Raw genomic sequence first — 17,202 nt, forward strand, 5'->3', positions numbered from 1 at the left:
AATGAAGCAAACACTGTCATCAGTAACTACTGTAGCGCGGAATGGAACCAAATCAGCAGCGTACTTGCTGCTATGCCACTGCACATAAAACCTTCAGCTCAAGCTGGATTTCTGGGCGCTCCAGTTTTCGATACTGTAGCAACCAATGAATACATCAAAACTGAGTTGCTCAAACTTGGATGGCTAGCGAAAATCAAGATTCCGCCGATATATCGATTTTTGGGAACAGATGTTGACTTTGGCTCTGCTGGTGCGATTGTAGAAGTTCAGTTTTCTCACTATGCACTTCTATTAAACAATACTGTGCGATCGCAATTGTTTTTCAACACTAAGACGCCTCTGACAGGACAGCCCGTTAAGGTTGTTATTATAGTTACAAGAGCACAAATGTTTCCTGCTGCTAATAGCAGCCTTTACTACGAGCAAGCTGTGAATCAGTTAACAGTATTATCGGCCTCTCTATTTAATGTACCGCTCAGAATAGTGTGTTTATTCAACCAAAGGAATACAAAAGTACCTGCAAAATTGACTGTTTACAGCGCTCGAACATCAAGGACAATAGTAACTCAGCAAGAGTGTGAATGTCAAATAATTTCAGGACGCTCGCCCCGCAGTCGCAGTTCTATTCGGATTATTTGAAAAATGATATACTAGCTCCACAGCTCAAGTTCTAATTGCTCTCCAATTTTAGTAGAATTCAGCGTTTTCTTACCGTTGCCATTTAGCTTGAGGTCTACTGGTGGAGCTTTTCCCCGAATATCCGCAGCAAAAGCAGCTTCCTCATAGAGCAAGCGTTTCTCCATTTCTTCTAAGTGATACTCTTCGGGATATATTTTTGCTTTGCTGCGTTCAGTTGGTTTTTTACCTACTTGTACGTCAAACCGAAATCCTTCTATTGGCTGTCCGGTTTTTTCTACATAGTCCCGCAGAGTTTTTAAGTTGGGGAAATAGCCGCGCTCGTCCGGTTCCCCGCTTAAACGACGCAGCGCAACTTGATAATATTTTAGATCCAATTCTGCACCGATAAAATGCCGATCGCAGTTTTTAGCTACAACGGCCGCCGTACCCGAACCCATATAAGGATCGATAACAACATTACCTTTCACCGTTGTAGTCAAGACAATTCTAGCTATTAAGTCTTCGGGAAATTGACAGGGATGTATAGTTTGTTCTTCGTGGTTGTGTTTGACGTTGCGGAACATCCAAATGTCGCCTGGGTTTTTCCCGTCAGGATTGCATGAAAGTTCGCCTTTGCGAGATCCCCGGTAATGTTTTTTATTTTGATACTTTTGCGGTACTCTAATATCGTCTAAGTTAAATATATATTCATCGGATTTAGTAAACCAAAGAATTGTCTCGTGGCGGCATGAGAATTTCTTTCTGCCGTGCAAACCGTGCTGTCTCCCCCAGATAATTCGATTCCGAGGAATTAACCCGCAGGATTCTAGAATTGGAAAGAAGCGAATATCGAGCGGAATTAGCGTACCCCGATCGGAGAAAGCACCGACTTGCCAGAACAGCGAACCTGATTTTTTGAGAATTCGGCTGCACTCTTGGAGCACAATTCTCTGTTCTTCTAAATAAATATTGAGAGCTTGCTTGGTTTCGTATTCCTTGCCCAAATTGTAGGGAGGAGAGGATACTACTAAATCAACGCATTCATCTGGCAAGCTGCTCAGAAGTTCCAGACAATTTCCCAGAAATATCCGATCTAGCGGGAGCTGTTCTCGGTTCTGGTGCTGCTGCATTTGCTTTGCCTTTAATTTCAAAAAAACTTCAACTTTCACTGAAGATAACCCAAATCAGTCAATTAGTCAATACCTCAATCTTTGGGATAAAATCGCTTGTTTTCTGTAGAATATTCCCAGGCGAGATCCTCCGGGTCTTTTTCGCGGCTCCACTGAGCAAACTCCGGCTTAAGTTTCCACTTGCCGATCGTACTTGCGTGAACTTTGAACCTGCGGGATAGTTCCGTCTGGGTAAAAGAGATTTTGGGCTTTTGAGGAGTCTTGGTTTGAGCAATGGGGAATAAATTTGGTTTTTTCTCTTGTGTTTTTTCCCGATTTGTGGGAGGCTCTTGAACAGCTATTGCCGCATTAGCTGTTTCGCTTTGATTGACAGTTGGAGCTATTTGAAAATAATACAAAATTCCGCCTTGTTCCGTCACTTCAAAATCTGCGGCAAACTCAGAGGCTCGTTCGTCGAGATACTCTTGAACCTTTTCTCCGGGCAGTTTTGCATTCATCGCCAAATCCAAAGCCGTAACTCGCCCTTGATTTTCCTTGATCAACTTATAGAAAACCGAGTCTAAATGAGCGAGTTTATTTTTTTGCTGCTGCTGATAGAGCTTGTAAGCCCAAGCAACGCCCGCTGTGGTGGCGATCGCCCAAAACATCCTTCCCGACTCGAAACTGGCAACCGCCGTCAAGGAAATAGGCAAAAGCAGGGTAAGATATCCCCAAATGCTTCCCTTCTTTAGGTTATTGCTGTTTTTGACCATAGTTCCTAAACAGGTACGTAGTTTAGCTTAGTAGAGCGTGTTTGAATGCCGCGAAAGTTGTTCGACAGTCGATATATCGATCGGCCCGCTGACACACCCAAAAACGGATACTGTGCCGCGTACACTCGCCTTGTGGACAATCCCTAATTTTAGACCAAAGTTCCAGCTCCTTTGATTCAATGTCGCAAGTAAATCGAAAATCGAAAATCGAAAATCGAGTGACGCACTCTACGACAAAATCCCAGAATCTACTTTTTTTGCAACCGAGGGTTCATGTACTTTTTTCGCAAACAGATTGCCATCCTGCTGATAGTTGTTGCTTGCTGTACGCTGACGATTAGTTGCAGCGAGAGTCGAACTGTCCAGTGTACTAAATTTACTGAAATTGTCAACAAAGGCAACGCTCTCATTGATGTTGATAAAGACAGCAACGATGCTGCAACGACCGACAATTTAGCTAAAAATTTGAACCTAATAGCGAATGAACTTCAAGCTCTGCGAATAACAGATCCAACCCTCAAAGAAATTCAGGAGCCATCGGTTAAATCCTTCCAGGAAATTAGTCAAGCACTCGGCGACATAAGCAAAAGCCTTCAGGCTGGAAATCTCGCTTCTACAAGTATAGAAGGTCGAGAGCAAATCCAAACAGCTCAAGCAGATATTATTAGAGCCGGCCAACAGGCGAATCAAGCAGCCGCAAATCAAGACGCTTTGACTAGCAAACTGATTAATTATTGTAAGGGCGATCGCTAAAGGCTAAGAGTTTTGTATTTTGAGATTGCCACGCGAACCCCAACAACCCACGGGGGGTGAAGGAATTTGAGGAATGCGTCGCCTTCACCTACTATCTACCCCTTTGCAATTACCCAATTTAGTGATGAATTTCTAGATTCAAAATATAGCGACCGAGTTGCACTTTCTCCGACCACAACTCGTATTCTAACTGCAAGTGATCCGGTTCCGGCTTTCCTGTCAGGGTCAAGTTGCGAGTGAAGTTGCGGAGTCGCAACTGTTCGGGAGTCGCCAGCGATTCGCCCTGAAGCCAATAACGGCTCAGGCCGTACATTCCTCGTTCCCAGCAGTGGCGGTAACTGTATTTGCCGTTTCCTTGCATCGTCATAATGACTCGATAGGGCGAAACTTCTAGCCAGAGCAACCGGGGTTTTGTAGTTGGGGGTAAGATTGTAACTGGCTCGGCAGATTCGTTGGAACCGTCGGAAAATTCGCGATCGATTATTGCTGGTTCGTGCAACAACAAGTGAAAGCGCTCGCGGTCTTTTTGATAAAGCGTAGCAGCGGTTTCAACGACTGACCACAAAGGTAAATCTGTGGAGACGAGCGATAAACTTACAGGCTTGCGGTGATGGGTCAGCATAAATAAAAGTTTAGGAGTTGTGGTGGATCGGGCAGTTTGAGATTTGAGATTTTAGACTTTAGATTTTAGATTGGCTGGGTTCCAAATTCCGGAGCTTTTGCTTAACAAAATGAAAAATCTACAACTCGCAATCGAAAATCTAAAATTGTTTAGTCACAATTCAATCATCTGGTCGATAACTCAGAGCTGGAGATGAAATCTAAGCAGATACACGGATAATATTTGTGAAATTAATGTGAAATCCGTGCCGTTGCGTCCGCACTCCCGTGTCGCCGACAACTGACAGCGGAGTCTCCGGGCGAGTTTAATCAGCCTTTAAGTTAACCGGACACATTGGGAAAAAACCCTCAGCCCGTACAAAAGACGACTGACTTAGGACTGAGAAAAAGGTAGGATAGCTAACGCCATCCAATCCTAGTTTATCTCAATGCAAGCTGACATTATAACTACTACGCTTCTTGACAAAAGCCAAACTTTAAGCATTCAAAAACCGGCATCGGGCTTGTCGCTGGTGGGGAGGATTCGAGTTCCGGGCGATAAGTCGATTTCTCACCGAGCTTTGATGTTGGGTGCGATCGCCCAAGGTGAAACTACTATTGAGGGACTGCTCCTAGGAGAAGACCCCCGCAGCACGGCTAAATGTTTCTCGCTCCTGGGAGCCAAAGTTTCTGAACTCAACGCGGAACGGGTGACAGTCACGGGCGTCGGAATTGGCGAGTTAGAGGAGCCTGTGGAAGTCTTGGATGCGGGTAATTCCGGCACGACGATGCGGCTGATGTTGGGAATTTTAGCCTCTCATCCGGGGCGTTTTTATGCGGTAACGGGTGACAGTTCTCTGCGATCGCGCCCCATGTCGCGCGTCATTAAACCGCTACAACAAATGGGAGCGCAAATTTGGGGGCGAAAAAGTAATTCTTTAGCTCCTTTAGGGATACTGGGACAGCAGTTAAAACCGATTCACTACCATTCTCCGATCGCCTCGGCTCAAGTTAAATCTTGCATTTTGCTCGCCGGTTTGATGGCGGAGGGAGAAACTACAGTCACAGAACCCGCTCTGTCGCGGGATCACAGCGAACGGATGCTGCGAGCGTTTGGAGCCCAATTGAGCGTCGATCCAGAAACTTGTAGCGTGACAGTCACTGGGCCGACACAACTGCAAGGGCAGAATGTGATTGTACCGGGGGATATTAGTTCGGCGGCATTTTGGCTAGTTGCTGGGGCGATCGTCCCAGGTTCCGAGCTCGTAGTCGAAAATGTCGGCGTCAACCCAACTCGTACAGGCATTTTGGAAGCTTTGGAGATGATGGGCGCCGATATTGAACTGCAAAATCAGCGAGAGGCGGCTGGGGAACCTGTAGCGGATATTTTGGTTCGTAGTTCCGGCCAATTGCGGGGATGCACCATTGCAGGCGACTTAATTCCCCGACTGATTGACGAAATCCCGATTTTGGCAGTAGCGGCGATCTTTGCCTCCGGTACTACAATAATTCGAGATGCGGCCGAGTTGCGAGTCAAAGAGAGCGATCGGCTGGCGGTGACTGCTGCCGAACTCAACCGCATGGGAGCCCAAATTTCCGAGTTACCTGACGGTTTAGAAATTACCGGGGGAACTCCTTTGACGGGCGCGGATGTTGACAGCTACACCGACCACAGAATCGCCATGAGTTTGGCGATCGCAGCCCTCAACGCCACAGGTATTACTAACATTCACCGGGCAGAAGCTGCTGCCATTTCCTACCCCGACTTTACCGCCACTTTGCAACAAGTTTGCCATCCAAATTGAGATTGGGAGAGTGGGAGAGGGGGAGAGGGAGGAGTGGGAGATTAGGAAAGAGGAGAGTGGGAAAAATCCTCTTTCTTCCTTCTTCCTGACATCCGTTACATCCGTTGCCGAACTTCCTTCTTCCCTCTTCCTTCAACACCCCTTTAAGAATCTTTACCTACAACTTGTTCTTTTAAAGAATCAATTTCCGTTAACAACTCTTGGCGATTAGAAGCCTTGAGCAGATAGCGGTAAACAAACCAACCCGTATATCCCATGCCAATCAACTCAAAAATTGGAGCTACCAAAGGGACATCATTAAGAGCACCTAAAACTCCCAGCATTACCTTAATACTAATACCGCCTGCCAGGATTAAACCAACTGTGATGAGGGGCTTTTGGTAGTCAGCAAAAAAATTAGAGAGATAGGCTGGAAGTTCCGACAAAATTGTAATAACTTGGTCTTTAATATCTTGGAACTGGCCGGCCGTTGTTTCTGTGGTTGTCACTGTAGTCATGACCCCCGGTTTGTCCTCAACCAGATCTACTGTCACCACTTCAGTGATTGTTTGTGTCTCGTCCGAAAAGTTAGCTTGTGTCATTGGATACTTACTCCGTTGTCAGGTAAAATTGCAGGCTGTGAATTGCTGCCAGTAGAATTCTCCGGCAATTAGCACAGCATCCGCGCTGCAGGGACTAATTGATGAGACTAAGGCAGAGTTTCACAAATTGCAAGCAAAAATAATGATATGACTTGATTTTAAACAATTGCCTTCGCTGCCAAATCGGTCTTTTGACTCATTTTTTCACTTGAGAGAGGTCGATTTGATTCGGGCAAGGGCGTCCTTGTTCAAAGTCGGTGATATTGCCGATCGTGGTTTCGGCGATATTTTTCAAAGCTTCCTCGGTGAAAAAAGCTTGGTGTCCGGTAATCAGGACGTTGGGGAAAGTCAGCAAGCGCTGAAAAACGTCGTCTTGAATAACGTGATTTGACAAATCCTCAAAAAACAGATCCGTCTCTTGTTCGTAAACATCTAAGCCTAGGTAGCCAATTATACCAGACTTCAGTGCTTTGGTGACAGCTTTAGTGTCAATCAACTGACCGCGGCTGGTATTGATCAGCATCATCCCTGGTTTCATTTGCTCGATCGCCTCTGCACCGATTAAATGGTAAGTTTCCGGTATCAGCGGACAGTGCAGGCTGACAATATCAGAGGTGGCGAACAGTTCCGGGAGTGCGACGTATTCCATGCCTAGGGCGAGGCAATCTGGGTTTTGGTAAACATCGTATCCCAACAGGCGACACCCGAATCCGTGCAAAATTTGGGCAGTAATTGCGCCAATTCTGCCTGTTCCGACGATTCCCACCGTTTTGCCATGAAGGTCAAAACCCAACAAGCCGTCTAGGGCGAAATTGCCTTCGCGGACGCGGTTGTAGGCCCGGTGGATTTTGCGGTTGAGGGACAAAATCAGAGCGACTGCGTGTTCGGCCACTGCGTAGGGAGAATAAGCCGGAACTCGCAGCAGAGTTAGATTTAAATCCTTCGCTGCTGCTAAATCGACGTGATTAAATCCGGCGGATCTCAGGGCCAGCAAGCGGACGCCTTTTTCGGCAATGCTAAGCAGCGTTTTCGCGTCCAAGGAGTCGTTCACGAACGCGCAAACGGCCGGAAATCCAGCAGCCAAAACGCTGGTTTCCAGGTTCAGACGCGGTTCAAAAAAAACTAAATCGTGTTTGCCGCCGACATTCGCTGCTTCCAGAAATGTGCGATCGTAGGATTTGGTGCTGAATACGGCTACCTTCATGATTTTTGCCTGCAAACCCAGTAATAGTTGGAAATTTTTTCCAGATCAACTCTAAATTTTACTAGAATACCGTTGCCCCAAACAACCCACTTTCCATGAAAAATATTGAATTTCGTAACAAGAGCCTCTCTGAAGAACACAATTTTTTAGCTTGAGGGCAACTCCTGCTTAATTTTGGGAATTTCATTGCTTATACTGTAGTGAAGCGCGAGCGTTAATTGCTAAATTCTTAGGACAAACTCCAATGCCTAAAAAAATCAAAACTATAATTTATGAAATCTTAGAAACCTCAGAGTCAAGCAATTTATACAGTTTAGCAGATGATGTTTTCATAACTTGTTTGATTCTGATTAACGTCGCAGCTTTTATTGCTTCTACTTCCCCCACCTTGTCGCCAGAACACACATCGCTTTTGGCAAACATCGAAATTGTTTCCTCCTTAGTATTTACAATAGAATATATTTTGAGGCTATGGGTTTCTACAGTCGATCGCAAATACAGCCACCCGCTTTGGGGAAGATTGAGATATGCTCTTACACCGCTAAGCTTGATTGATTTAATTTCAATCTTACCTTTTTACTTCTTGCTGTTATTTCCTAGTTTTAACTTCGTTAACTTAATTCGTGTTTTGCGCCTGTTGCGCTTGCTAAAAATGAGTCGCTATTCAGAATCGCTCAGAACTCTGGGAGCAGTATTGTACGCTAAAAAAGAAGAGTTAATTGCCACTGCATTTGCAGTTTTTATTCTCTTAATATTTGCCTCTAGCGTCATGTATTTTGTTGAAAACGAGGCGCATCCCGAAACTTTTGCGAGCATCCCCGATGCAATGTGGTGGGGAGTTGTGACATTAACTACTGTCGGTTACGGTGATATTTATCCAATCACTCCTTTAGGAAAATTGTTAGGAGCAATATTAGCATTTTTGGGAATTGGAATTTTTGCGTTACCTGCGGGGCTCATCGCTGCGGGTTTTTCCGAGGAAGTCCAAAGGAGAAAGCAGGAAAAAATGGCGGCAAATTTAGAGCAATCGGCGAATTGTCAATCGGTCAAAAGGCTGGCGGAAATCGAGGTCGGCTTTGAAGAAAAGCAAAGGGCGATCGCGCTTCACATCGAAAGTTCGTCAGACTTGATGAGAAAATGTGTTCAAATTGCCAAACAGAAGTTAGGAAGTGATTTTCAAAATGAACAAATTATACGCGATTTAGCTATTCATTTGTACAATGAAGCCGTCCGCAAATTCGACCTGTAATTACAGATATATATTGCCTGTAATTCCACCCAATCGTTGCCATCGCTTGTGGTTGGTTATCACTGCTTTATGTAATGACTCATGACCAATAGTTAATTACCAATCTGGTGGCAAATTGTAATATTCGAGAGTTGATTTGTCTGCCAGCAAATCTTGGGTTTTTCTGTCAATTTTTATCTCACCATCCGCCAAAACTAACGCCCTTTGAGTCGTTTTACCGATCCAATTCAAATTGTGAGAAGCAATCAAAATTACCTCGATCGGCAATTGGGACAAAACAGACGCCAAATGACGCCGCCACGAGGGATCGAGTCCGTTCGTCGGCTCATCTAAGATTAAAATTGCCGGCTCTAATGCTAAAATTGCTGCCAAGGCTGCTAATCTTCTTTGACCTCCCGAAAGTTCGTGGGCCGAACGGTTGGCAAATTCTACTAAACCAAATTCGTCTAATAGGGCTAAAGCTCGATCGCGCGCCACTCCCGGCGGCACTCCGTAATTGCGAGGCCCGAACATGACATCCTCTAAAATAGTCGGCATAAATAGCTGGTCGTTAGCATCTTGAAAGCAAAATCCAATCTGCCTGCGCGCCTGCGATAACGTCGCCTCTTCCAACTTTTTTCCCTGCACTCTAATCTCGCCCGCTTGAGGGATTTTTAATCCGATCAAGTTTTCGAGTAAAGTGCTTTTACCAGCACCTGTCAGGCCGAGTAGAGCCACTCTTTCTCCTGGTTGCAAACTAAAAGAAATTCCCCGCAATATTGGCTTTTGATCGGGATAGCCAAATACTAAGTTTTCTACTTCGATTGTTGGCACAGATTTTAGTCTACTCAAGTTTTATTTGCCTCGATTTTAGGATTAAGAGTATGTAACCGCAGAGAGCACAGAGGGCGCAGAGAGGGGAAGGGAGAAGGCAAAAGGTAGAGGAATGAATTAATCAATTACCAATTACCAATTGCCCCTTCTAAATTACCACTTACCATAAGAAGCTATTGTTAATCCGGCTGCCATTACAATTGCTACTGTCAGCCAGAGTCGCTCTTTTGGTGTTGATTTTGATTCGGCAGGTACAGCTCCTTGATACCCGCGAATTAGCATTGCTGCGTGTACTCTTTCTGCCCGATCGAGACTTCGCAAATAAAGCGCTCCGATCATGGAAGCACTGGCGTAGCGCAGCCATCCTCCGGTACCCGACAAGCCCCGGAGTTGGGCTGATATTTTCATGCGGTTGACTTCGGACAGCAGGATTTCTAAGTATTGTCCTGTTAAAAGTACAATTTCTTGCAAACCTGCTGGTAGGGGTAATCCTTTGAGGGCGATTCCGAAACTGTGGGGTGGCAAAGTTAGCAGAAAACTGTTCATAATTAGCAGGCAAATTAGGGAACGCAGCAACAAAAAACTGGCGCGTTCCCAACCTTGGGGCAGCACTAATAAGGACAGAAAAATCAATTCTGCTCCCAACAGTTGCGCTAGGGTTCGCACCGGAGCCCTGAGCCAAAACGACCAAAAAAGTGCGATCGCCCCATAAATTCCCAGCCACAGCCAAGCGCCTGTCTTCAGAAAACCCATGCCAATCACAATTGTGAGAGACACTCGCAATCGAAAAGGTATGGAGAGTTTAGACATCTTTAGGTTTTACCACCAACTGAGCAATCCCAAAAGCCGCGCCGAAGCTGAAGGCAGACCCTAAAAGTCCAGCAATGCTAGTACCAATAGGCTGTTCTTCTAATCCTTTAACTGTGTAATCTGCTAAAGGAGTGGGATTTTCGATCGCCACAGCTTCTTTATCTTTAAAGCCGTATTTTTCGGCTACCGCTTCTAACCCGTCAGGCCAACTTGAAGCAAATAGTGAAAGCACCCCGGAAATTAATAAAACTCCGATTACTGGCACTATCCATTTCTGCAATTGTGGCTGTTCTCCCGGCAGTAAATCCGGCCGCACTTTGACGAGATAAGTTAACACGCCGCCTGTAATTACCCCTTCGCCAATCCCAATTAAAATATGTACCCCTACCATTGCTGGCAATGCGATATTGAGCCCTACAGTACCAGAAATTGCCAATTGGATCGCCACACTAATCGAAGCAGCCACGACGCTGAGGCCAGCGGCAATACCCGCAGCTAGGGGCAAACGATTTCTAGAACCTCCCAAAAGTTGCTGCAATGGCTGCAACAGCCACCAGCCCACCCAAATGCCAACTAGCCCCATGTTAAAAATATTAGCTCCCAAGGCGGTGATGCCCCCGTCGGCAAACAAGACGCTTTGAATTATAAAAACTGTGCTCATCGCTAAAGTTGCCGCCCAAGGGCTCCCCAAAACGACGGAAGCGAGCGCCCCTCCCAACAAGTGGCCGCTAGTGCCACCAGCTACCGGAAAGTTGATCATCTGGGCTGCAAACACGAAAGCTGTAGTTAAGCCCATAATTGGGGCTTGTCGGAGTCCAAGACTGGCGCTGGTTCGATTTAGGGCAACTGCGATTGCTGCTGCGCTTGCTATGCCGGTGGCAATGGCTACTGGCGGTGAAAGAAAACCATCAGGTATGTGCATTGATGTATCCTAACGAGAGAAGTTCCAACTCTTTAGTCAACTATTTTTTACTAAAATTTAAAACCCCCTCTGGGGGCATTAATGCGATCGAGCGATCGGGGGATTTGCGGCGGGCGATCGCTTATTTGACATAGATTCGGGCTTCACAGCCAAAGTTTTGAGGATGAAAATGCAACATTAAATAATCCTGAAGAATTATTCGGATATTGTACCGAAGACCCCCACATTCAAGCTTTTTGATAAAAAGGATCAATGTTTGTTTACAGATTAACCTGCAAAATGTATTTACCATCAAGCTCAAGCAATAATTAAAAAAAAATATCAAGAAAAAACTGAAAATCCCTAATTGGTTTTATTCCCACTCTTGAGAATAACTTACATTAAATTTTTGACCGAAATCATCCAGGATACAAGTCCTGAATTCATCCGTCCAGAAATAAAAAACCTGTATCCGATGAAACTTGCCGAACGTATTTATCTCGCGCAAGTCAGTCGATTTTAGATTTTAGATTTTAGATTTTAGATTTACCCCACAGATAAATCTGGGAGCTTGAACTAGGGTCTAAAATTTTGATCTTTCCACCACTCCTGTACGTGGCAGCGTATCCGTTTTTGGGCTGGGTTAATGCTTTAATCTAAAATCTCACATCTCAAATCTAAAATCGATTGACTTTTCCCATCGCAATGTGGCGCGTTAGGGAACATCTCATATTTGTAAAAACACTTCTTCTTCCTCTTCCCTCCTGCCTCCTGCCTCCTGCCTCCTGCCTCCTGCCCCCCAGCAAGAGAGCCTCAAAACTCCAATTTTTAGCTGGGCTGCTTTCATTCAGATGCTCCCGCGCGTTAGCCAAAAATAAATGTTTCGCGGTTTTCATGTCAAGTCTTTGACAATGGAGGGGCAAAATCCCGCTAATGCTGTTGCTAAGGGGTGGCCTAACGAGCTATTGCGAGTAACAGTCCGCTTCCGGCTGCAAATAATTCCAGTTTAGCTGTTGACAACCCCAAAAATTTGTCTGACAAGTCTCCAGAGGTTGTACCTTTCACTAATATGTCTACTGAAACGGCTATGGCAAGTAGGGCTACAGATAATACTCTCCAAGCTGTACCTGTATCAGCAGCCCAGCAGAAAGTTTAGGCGGTAGATGGAACAAATCAGACAGCAGAAATTACGGCGTAAAACTAGATGAGTTAACTCTGAAACTGTACGATCGCATCGATCGAAGTTGGCAAATTAGCCCTACGTTCAATCAAAATCTAGTCTATCGAGTCAGTACAAGTCAAGATGGGGCGATGGCGTTCCGCCCCGCAAGCTACGGCAATTTCCAGCCACTCAATCAACCAGCCAAGGATTACACCAAAGAAACTCCTTTGCCAAATCTCCTCAAATCTTCCGAAACTAGCAGCAGTAACAGTGCAGCACCAGTCGCTAAATTTACTGTAGTGTTTGAACCTACAGGAACCTTAGAAGTTAACCCCTAGCTCACATACAACATCTCTCCGGTAAGCTGCGCCATCAGCACCTTACTTTTCCTTTTTAACTTAAATGTGCTATTATAAACAGCGCCCTCTAAGGCATTCTACCTCTAAAACAACAAATGAAAGAACTTGACGAGAAAAAAACCCAGGAACTGCTATGCACCATCATGGAATGGGAACTTGCAGGTGTCGTGCGCTATACCCACTATTCACTAATGGTGACAGGGCCAAACCGGATTCCCATCGTGCAGTTTTTTAAAGCACAAGCAACGGAATCTCTACTCCACGCCCAACAAGCAGGAGAAATTCTCACCGGTTTAGAGGGACACCCCAGTCAGAAAATTGCTCCCATCGAAGAAACCTACAAACACTCGGTGAAAGACTTGTTAGAAGAAAGTTTAAATCACGAGAAAAAAGCCCTCAAAAAGTATAAGTCTTTACTTGAAGTCGTGACCAACTCCAGCGTTTATTTGGAAGAATATGCCCGAAATCTAATTGGGCAAGAAGAATTACACCAAGTAGAACTGAAAAAAATGCTCCGGGATTATAGTTGATTTAATCATTAGTTAATTGTGATTGGTTATGGGTTATTGGTTATTGGTTATTTCCAATGACCAATGACCAATGACCCATGCCCCATGACCATGCCCCCTAATTATAAAAAATGAATTTTAGTGAAGCCATACCAACTTTTATAGTTACCCTGCGCGAAGGCGTAGAAGCCGCCTTAGTAGTCGGAATTGTACTAGCTTGTCTTAAAAAAGCTGAGCAAAGTAACCTCAATTCTTGGGTTTATGCAGGTGTCGCAGTCGGCATTGCTTCTAGCGGTATTGTGGGTGTTATATTCAATGGATTGCTCGCAGCACTATCAACATCTGAGCAGCCTTACGCACCAGTCATTAAACAGCTATTAGAGGGCGTATTGGGAATTGTGGCGATCGCAATGCTAAGCTGGATGCTAATTTGGATGACTCAGCAAGCTCGCTTTCTCAAAGCAGAAGTTGAAGGAGCAGTTACAGCAGCTTTGACAGAAAATAGCAATGCCGGCTGGGGCGTATTTGGCTTAATTTTTATTGCGGTACTGCGCGAAGGTTTTGAAACAGTTATATTTGTCAGCGCTCAATTTCAACAAGGTTTGAGTCCCGCTTTGGGTGCTTTGGGCGGTTTGACTGGGGCGGCAATCATTGGCGCGCTACTGTTCAAGTGGGGTGTCAAAATTGATATCCGCCTGTTTTTCAAGTTTATGGGGATTTTGTTGTTGTTAATCGTGGCAGGTTTGGCAGTATCTGCACTCAAGCATTTTGACCAAGCCGCTGGGATTTTGTCGCAGATGAATAGCAAGTATGCAGCGATTTGTGTTTATTACGATCGCCTCGCACCAGTCCACTCTTGTATTTTAGGCCCGATGGTGTGGAATGCAGCAGAAATTTTGCCCGATCGACAATTTCCAGGAGTGATTCTCAAAGCACTGTTTGGATACAGAGAGCGACTTTATCTCGTCCAAGCGGCGGCTTACACAATATTCTTAACCACCATCGGCAGTCTTTATTTCCAAAAATTAAGTTCTAAGCCGACTGTTCCCAACCAAAATACTCCGCCAGCTCGATCGGAAACTCGCCCTCAGTAGGTATGCAAGCATTTGTTATCGGTTGTTTTGCTGATTCCAAGCAGAGAAAAAAATTAGCCCAACAGGCAAAAAAATGACCAAAATTTTTCAGGTTGCGGGATTGATTATTTGACTTTTATATGTCATTATTTAATAATGGTAATAGTTTTTATTATTTCTATAAATAAGCTGTGGAGTATTTAAAATAGTATTGTATGGTGCGGAGCGTCCTCCGCGTTTCCCTTGTCGGTGGAAGCGAGCGATATCTGACGCACCCTACTGACATCGTTAGTGGTTTAAATGCTCCACAGCTTACTTGTATTATTATTATTTAATAATACCGTAAATCCCCCCAAAAAGCCAGCCATACCCACTCAAAAAACACAAAAATTTTATAAGCAAAATTAACCAACTTAAAAAATTTACAGTTAACGGTTAACAGGGTAATGCAAGACGCGGACTACCGCTAGGGCGAGCCTGTGAGGACCTAGGCGCACCCTGCAAAAGTTAAGGCTGTTCTTCCCCACCCCAAATCTGCCCCCAGCCAGATTTGGAGTAAACAGTTTTCTGATATGCGCTGTTATCGCTTATAATAAGTACAAGAATATTTACAGAGCTCCGAAAGTTCTTAATCAACCTTATAATCCTTAATGAAGCTTAAAATTAAAAAATTGTTCGTTAAAGTTACCTGGAACCCCCAGAAGGCTGTAGGATCTGCCATTCGGTTAGCGGTGAGATAAATAATGATGCCCCGGATACTTGTTATTGATGATGACGCGGCGATCGCCGAACTTGTAGCCGTCAACCTAGAAATGGCTGGCTATGAAGTCACCCAGGCAGAAGACGGCATCAAAGGTCAGGCACTAGCAATACAACTGCTCCCCGACCTGATCATCCTAGACCTCATGCTGCCTAGAGTAGACGGATTCACCGTATGTCAGCGTTTGCGGCGTGACGAGCGCACCTCAGACATTCCCGTCTTGATGTTGACAGCCTTAAGTCAAACTCAAGACAAAGTAGAAGGCTTCAACTCCGGCGCCGACGACTACCTGACAAAACCCTTTGAACTAGAAGAGATGCTAGCCCGAGTGCGAGCTCTACTAAGGCGCACAGACCGCATTCCCCAAGCTGCCAAACACTCCGAAATTCTGAATTACGGCCCGCTGACCCTTGTCCCCGAAAGGTTTGAAGCTGTTTGGTACGCTCAGACAGTCAAACTGACCCACCTAGAGTTTGAGTTGCTGCACTGCTTGCTTCAGCGCCACGGTCAGACAGTCTCTCCCAGCGAAATTCTCAAAGAAGTGTGGGGTTACGACCCCGACGACGACATCGAAACTATTCGTGTACACATCAGACACCTGAGAACCAAGATGGAACCCGATCCCCGCCATCCTCGGTACATCAAAACCGTATACGGGGCTGGTTATTGCCTGGAGTTACCCAACAACGAACAAGTAGCTGAAGAAACCAAATCCTCTGCTTGAGCTAGCACGCCAGATGCAACAAGCAGTTAAAAATCCCGCTAGAAAAGCCTGAGAGCATTTGCTCTCAGGCTTTGTTGTTTTGAGTTTGAGATGAATATGTCAACAAGTAGCCATTAACTCTCTTGATTCGGAAAAAAATAATCCCGCATCCCCCTCTCACCGCAGGGCGGTTTCATTCTCAGGAAAATCGCGATTTTGTAGTAGGGGCTGTGCGACCCCTACTCCCCGTGCCCGCCCCCCCACGGACGATGAAATCGATGTTTCAAATATCGGGACTCTTCACGAGGGTTTGCCCCTACGGAGCCTGAAACAGCCCTGCCTCTAACCGTACTTTTAGAGAAGCTTGTCCATAGGAAAGTACCGGATTTCTTTTTCCACCTTGTCTTTTTCGAGAGGATTGGATAGCTACTTAGGGCTTGCTGAAAAAGTCAGAAAACAGCATTTAGAAAGATGAGTGAATTTGAGCTGGCATCGGCAATATAAGTTGTGTCAATCTTGTGATGGCGAAACATAGCTTTTACCAATGATTTAAGCCAAAAAACATGACAAAAGGTTTTTGTTGTGAAATAGACCGAAAAAAAGCCAAAAAGCCTGCCGTAGCAGGGCAGAAAGATTCATCACCAGAAAAGTTATTGCGATGCTTGTTTCAGAAGTATTACCAAGTTTAGCCATCACTCTACCGAGGCTGAATCTTCTTTTGGCTTCTCCAAATTTTCCCTCAATTGAGTTACGAATTCTCTCGTCTGACTGAGCCTGTTTTTTCGTTGACTTGCTGATATTTGTCGGGGGCCTTCCTAGAGGGGGGCCACTCATTCTAATCCCTCTTTCTTTGCACCACGCTCGATTTTCTCTGGTTCGATAAATTCGATCTACATGAATTGATTCAGGATAGAATCCCGTGAACCGTTTAAATTCTTCTACTTGTTTCTTTAAGTCTACAGACTCGTTAAAATTATCCCAACTAATTCGGTCTAAAAACACGTATCCGTTACGACAACTGGCTGACAGCTTTGCCCCAAACTCAACGGATTTCCCGGCTTTCCCTCTGACGATGGGGCGGATGTGGGGTTGTGTTAAACTTACCCCAACTGTCCTCAATACTATGTGTTTTATTTTCATACATCCATAACTGTTGACGGTAGACTTCTGTGACTACTAATAGCATTTTATAATAATATTTATTCAGCCACGTTAGCTCACCCATGTCCTCGATCTGAGCTAAATTTCTTTTAATATATTGAAGTTGTTTCTTAATCGCTTTTCTTCGTTCTTTTAGTGATGATCTTCGTTTCTTTGCTACTGTCAAGTATTCTTTTCTGGCTAGGTTTCGATAAGTTCTTGGTTTTTTTTTACGGGTGACTGAATTTGAGTGTGCAAAGCATCTATGATTGTTTCGGTT

The 17,202-nt window shown here is 45.0% G+C and carries 18 protein-coding genes and 1 pseudogene; 10 read left to right on the forward strand and 9 right to left on the reverse strand.

The features are described 5' to 3' along the window. Positions 1 to 72: 72 nt before the first annotated feature. Positions 73 to 639, forward strand: coding sequence for a hypothetical protein (locus QUA88_RS11380; RefSeq protein WP_333053346.1), 567 nt, complete (start codon positions 73 to 75; stop codon positions 637 to 639). Between the two features lie 11 nt (positions 640 to 650). On the opposite strand, the gene QUA88_RS11385 is transcribed toward QUA88_RS11380, so the two are convergent. Then, complete coding sequence (locus QUA88_RS11385) at positions 651 to 1,748, reverse strand: DNA methyltransferase (protein WP_333210391.1); 1,098 nt, start codon at positions 1,746 to 1,748, stop codon at positions 651 to 653. A gap of 74 nt (positions 1,749 to 1,822) precedes the next feature. Further along, a complete protein-coding gene (locus QUA88_RS11390; RefSeq protein ID WP_333053343.1) occupies positions 1,823 to 2,500 on the reverse strand; it encodes a hypothetical protein in 678 nt (225 codons plus the stop codon). A 273-nt stretch (positions 2,501 to 2,773) separates the two neighbouring features. On the opposite strand from QUA88_RS11390, the gene QUA88_RS11395 reads away from it, so the two are divergent. Continuing rightward, a complete protein-coding gene (locus QUA88_RS11395) occupies positions 2,774 to 3,253 on the forward strand; it encodes a hypothetical protein (RefSeq protein WP_333053342.1) in 480 nt (159 codons plus the stop codon). A gap of 118 nt (positions 3,254 to 3,371) precedes the next feature. Here QUA88_RS11395 and QUA88_RS11400 read toward each other — a convergent pair whose 3' ends face one another. Beyond that, positions 3,372 to 3,875: a hypothetical protein gene (locus QUA88_RS11400; RefSeq protein ID WP_333053341.1), complete on the reverse strand. Its 504-nt coding sequence runs from the start codon at positions 3,873 to 3,875 to the stop codon at positions 3,372 to 3,374. Positions 3,876 to 4,302: 427 nt separating this feature from the next. Here QUA88_RS11400 and aroA point away from each other — a divergent pair, with 427 nt between their 5' ends. Beyond that, the gene (gene aroA, locus QUA88_RS11405; RefSeq protein WP_333053340.1) at positions 4,303 to 5,658 is read left to right on the forward strand and encodes a 3-phosphoshikimate 1-carboxyvinyltransferase; all 1,356 of its coding nucleotides are present in this window, start codon (positions 4,303 to 4,305) and stop codon (positions 5,656 to 5,658) included. Positions 5,659 to 5,801: 143 nt separating this feature from the next. On the opposite strand, the gene QUA88_RS11410 is transcribed toward aroA, so the two are convergent. Continuing rightward, on the reverse strand, positions 5,802 to 6,239 hold the full coding sequence (locus QUA88_RS11410; protein WP_333053339.1) for a CAAD domain-containing protein: 438 nt from the start codon (positions 6,237 to 6,239) through the stop codon (positions 5,802 to 5,804). A 196-nt stretch (positions 6,240 to 6,435) separates the two neighbouring features. After that, positions 6,436 to 7,443 carry a 2-hydroxyacid dehydrogenase gene (locus QUA88_RS11415; RefSeq protein ID WP_333053338.1) on the reverse strand — a complete coding sequence of 336 codons (1,008 nt, stop codon included), beginning with the start codon at positions 7,441 to 7,443 and terminating at the stop codon, positions 6,436 to 6,438. 244 nt (positions 7,444 to 7,687) lie between these two features. Between QUA88_RS11415 and QUA88_RS11420 the strand changes: the two genes are divergently transcribed. Beyond that, positions 7,688 to 8,692, forward strand: a complete 1,005-nt coding sequence (locus tag QUA88_RS11420) for an ion transporter (RefSeq protein ID WP_333053337.1) — start codon at positions 7,688 to 7,690, stop codon at positions 8,690 to 8,692. A 96-nt stretch (positions 8,693 to 8,788) separates the two neighbouring features. On the opposite strand, the gene QUA88_RS11425 is transcribed toward QUA88_RS11420, so the two are convergent. The 3 genes from QUA88_RS11425 to QUA88_RS11435 all read right to left on the reverse strand — a co-directional run bounded on the left by QUA88_RS11425 (position 8,789) and on the right by QUA88_RS11435 (position 11,237). Then, positions 8,789 to 9,523, reverse strand: a complete 735-nt coding sequence (locus tag QUA88_RS11425) for an ABC transporter ATP-binding protein (protein WP_333053336.1) — start codon at positions 9,521 to 9,523, stop codon at positions 8,789 to 8,791. 135 nt (positions 9,524 to 9,658) lie between these two features. Then, complete coding sequence (locus tag QUA88_RS11430) at positions 9,659 to 10,315, reverse strand: energy-coupling factor transporter transmembrane protein EcfT (protein ID WP_333053335.1); 657 nt, start codon at positions 10,313 to 10,315, stop codon at positions 9,659 to 9,661. Then, positions 10,308 to 11,237, reverse strand: coding sequence for an energy-coupling factor ABC transporter permease (locus QUA88_RS11435; RefSeq protein ID WP_333053334.1), 930 nt, complete (start codon positions 11,235 to 11,237; stop codon positions 10,308 to 10,310). The genes QUA88_RS11430 and QUA88_RS11435 overlap by 8 nt, the downstream gene beginning before the upstream one ends. Here QUA88_RS11435 and QUA88_RS11440 point away from each other — a divergent pair. From QUA88_RS11440 to QUA88_RS11465, 6 genes are all read left to right on the forward strand, one after another. Next, entirely contained in the window at positions 11,237 to 11,371 is a 135-nt protein-coding gene (locus tag QUA88_RS11440) for a hypothetical protein (protein ID WP_333210398.1), read from the forward strand. The two genes, QUA88_RS11435 and QUA88_RS11440, sit on opposite strands and share 1 nt — an antisense overlap. A gap of 875 nt (positions 11,372 to 12,246) precedes the next feature. Continuing rightward, positions 12,247 to 12,372 (forward strand): hypothetical protein, encoded by a 126-nt coding sequence (locus QUA88_RS11445; RefSeq protein WP_333053331.1) that lies wholly within the window; start codon positions 12,247 to 12,249, stop codon positions 12,370 to 12,372. Positions 12,373 to 12,527: 155 nt separating this feature from the next. Then, the gene (locus QUA88_RS11450; protein WP_333053330.1) at positions 12,528 to 12,716 is read left to right on the forward strand and encodes a hypothetical protein; all 189 of its coding nucleotides are present in this window, start codon (positions 12,528 to 12,530) and stop codon (positions 12,714 to 12,716) included. Positions 12,717 to 12,832: 116 nt separating this feature from the next. Continuing rightward, positions 12,833 to 13,267 (forward strand): ferritin-like domain-containing protein, encoded by a 435-nt coding sequence (locus QUA88_RS11455; RefSeq protein ID WP_333034807.1) that lies wholly within the window; start codon positions 12,833 to 12,835, stop codon positions 13,265 to 13,267. Between the two features lie 110 nt (positions 13,268 to 13,377). Then, positions 13,378 to 14,340 carry an FTR1 family protein gene (locus QUA88_RS11460; protein ID WP_333053329.1) on the forward strand — a complete coding sequence of 321 codons (963 nt, stop codon included), beginning with the start codon at positions 13,378 to 13,380 and terminating at the stop codon, positions 14,338 to 14,340. Positions 14,341 to 15,065: 725 nt separating this feature from the next. Next, on the forward strand, positions 15,066 to 15,803 hold the full coding sequence (locus QUA88_RS11465) for a response regulator transcription factor (RefSeq protein ID WP_333053479.1): 738 nt from the start codon (positions 15,066 to 15,068) through the stop codon (positions 15,801 to 15,803). 531 nt (positions 15,804 to 16,334) lie between these two features. Here the strand turns inward: QUA88_RS11465 and QUA88_RS11470 are convergent. After that, positions 16,335 to 17,202, reverse strand: a pseudogene (locus tag QUA88_RS11470) (hypothetical protein); the annotation flags it as partial.

It is taken from the genome of Microcoleus sp. D3_18_C2 (assembly GCF_036702395.1).
Taxonomy (GTDB): Bacteria; Cyanobacteriota; Cyanobacteriia; order Cyanobacteriales; family Microcoleaceae; genus Microcoleus.

Bases quoted from the DNA above. Each gene is read 5' to 3' on its own strand.
- QUA88_RS11380 (WP_333053346.1), top strand. From the start codon at position 73: ATGCCACTGCACATAAAACCTTCAGCTCAAGCTGGATTTCTGGGCGCT.
- QUA88_RS11395 (WP_333053342.1), top strand. From the start codon at position 2,774: ATGTACTTTTTTCGCAAACAGATTGCCATCCTGCTGATAGTTGTTGCT.
- QUA88_RS11460 (WP_333053329.1), top strand. From the start codon at position 13,378: ATGAATTTTAGTGAAGCCATACCAACTTTTATAGTTACCCTGCGCGAA.
- QUA88_RS11410 (WP_333053339.1), bottom strand. From the start codon at position 6,239: ATGACACAAGCTAACTTTTCGGACGAGACACAAACAATCACTGAAGTG.
- QUA88_RS11390 (WP_333053343.1), bottom strand. From the start codon at position 2,500: ATGGTCAAAAACAGCAATAACCTAAAGAAGGGAAGCATTTGGGGATAT.
- QUA88_RS11465 (WP_333053479.1), top strand. From the start codon at position 15,066: ATGCCCCGGATACTTGTTATTGATGATGACGCGGCGATCGCCGAACTT.
- QUA88_RS11420 (WP_333053337.1), top strand. From the start codon at position 7,688: ATGCCTAAAAAAATCAAAACTATAATTTATGAAATCTTAGAAACCTCA.
- QUA88_RS11415 (WP_333053338.1), bottom strand. From the start codon at position 7,443: ATGAAGGTAGCCGTATTCAGCACCAAATCCTACGATCGCACATTTCTG.
- QUA88_RS11400 (WP_333053341.1), bottom strand. From the start codon at position 3,875: ATGCTGACCCATCACCGCAAGCCTGTAAGTTTATCGCTCGTCTCCACA.
- aroA (WP_333053340.1), top strand. From the start codon at position 4,303: ATGCAAGCTGACATTATAACTACTACGCTTCTTGACAAAAGCCAAACT.
- QUA88_RS11435 (WP_333053334.1), bottom strand. From the start codon at position 11,237: ATGCACATACCTGATGGTTTTCTTTCACCGCCAGTAGCCATTGCCACC.
- QUA88_RS11450 (WP_333053330.1), top strand. From the start codon at position 12,528: ATGGCGTTCCGCCCCGCAAGCTACGGCAATTTCCAGCCACTCAATCAA.
- QUA88_RS11430 (WP_333053335.1), bottom strand. From the start codon at position 10,315: ATGTCTAAACTCTCCATACCTTTTCGATTGCGAGTGTCTCTCACAATT.
- QUA88_RS11455 (WP_333034807.1), top strand. From the start codon at position 12,833: ATGAAAGAACTTGACGAGAAAAAAACCCAGGAACTGCTATGCACCATC.
- QUA88_RS11385 (WP_333210391.1), bottom strand. From the start codon at position 1,748: ATGCAGCAGCACCAGAACCGAGAACAGCTCCCGCTAGATCGGATATTT.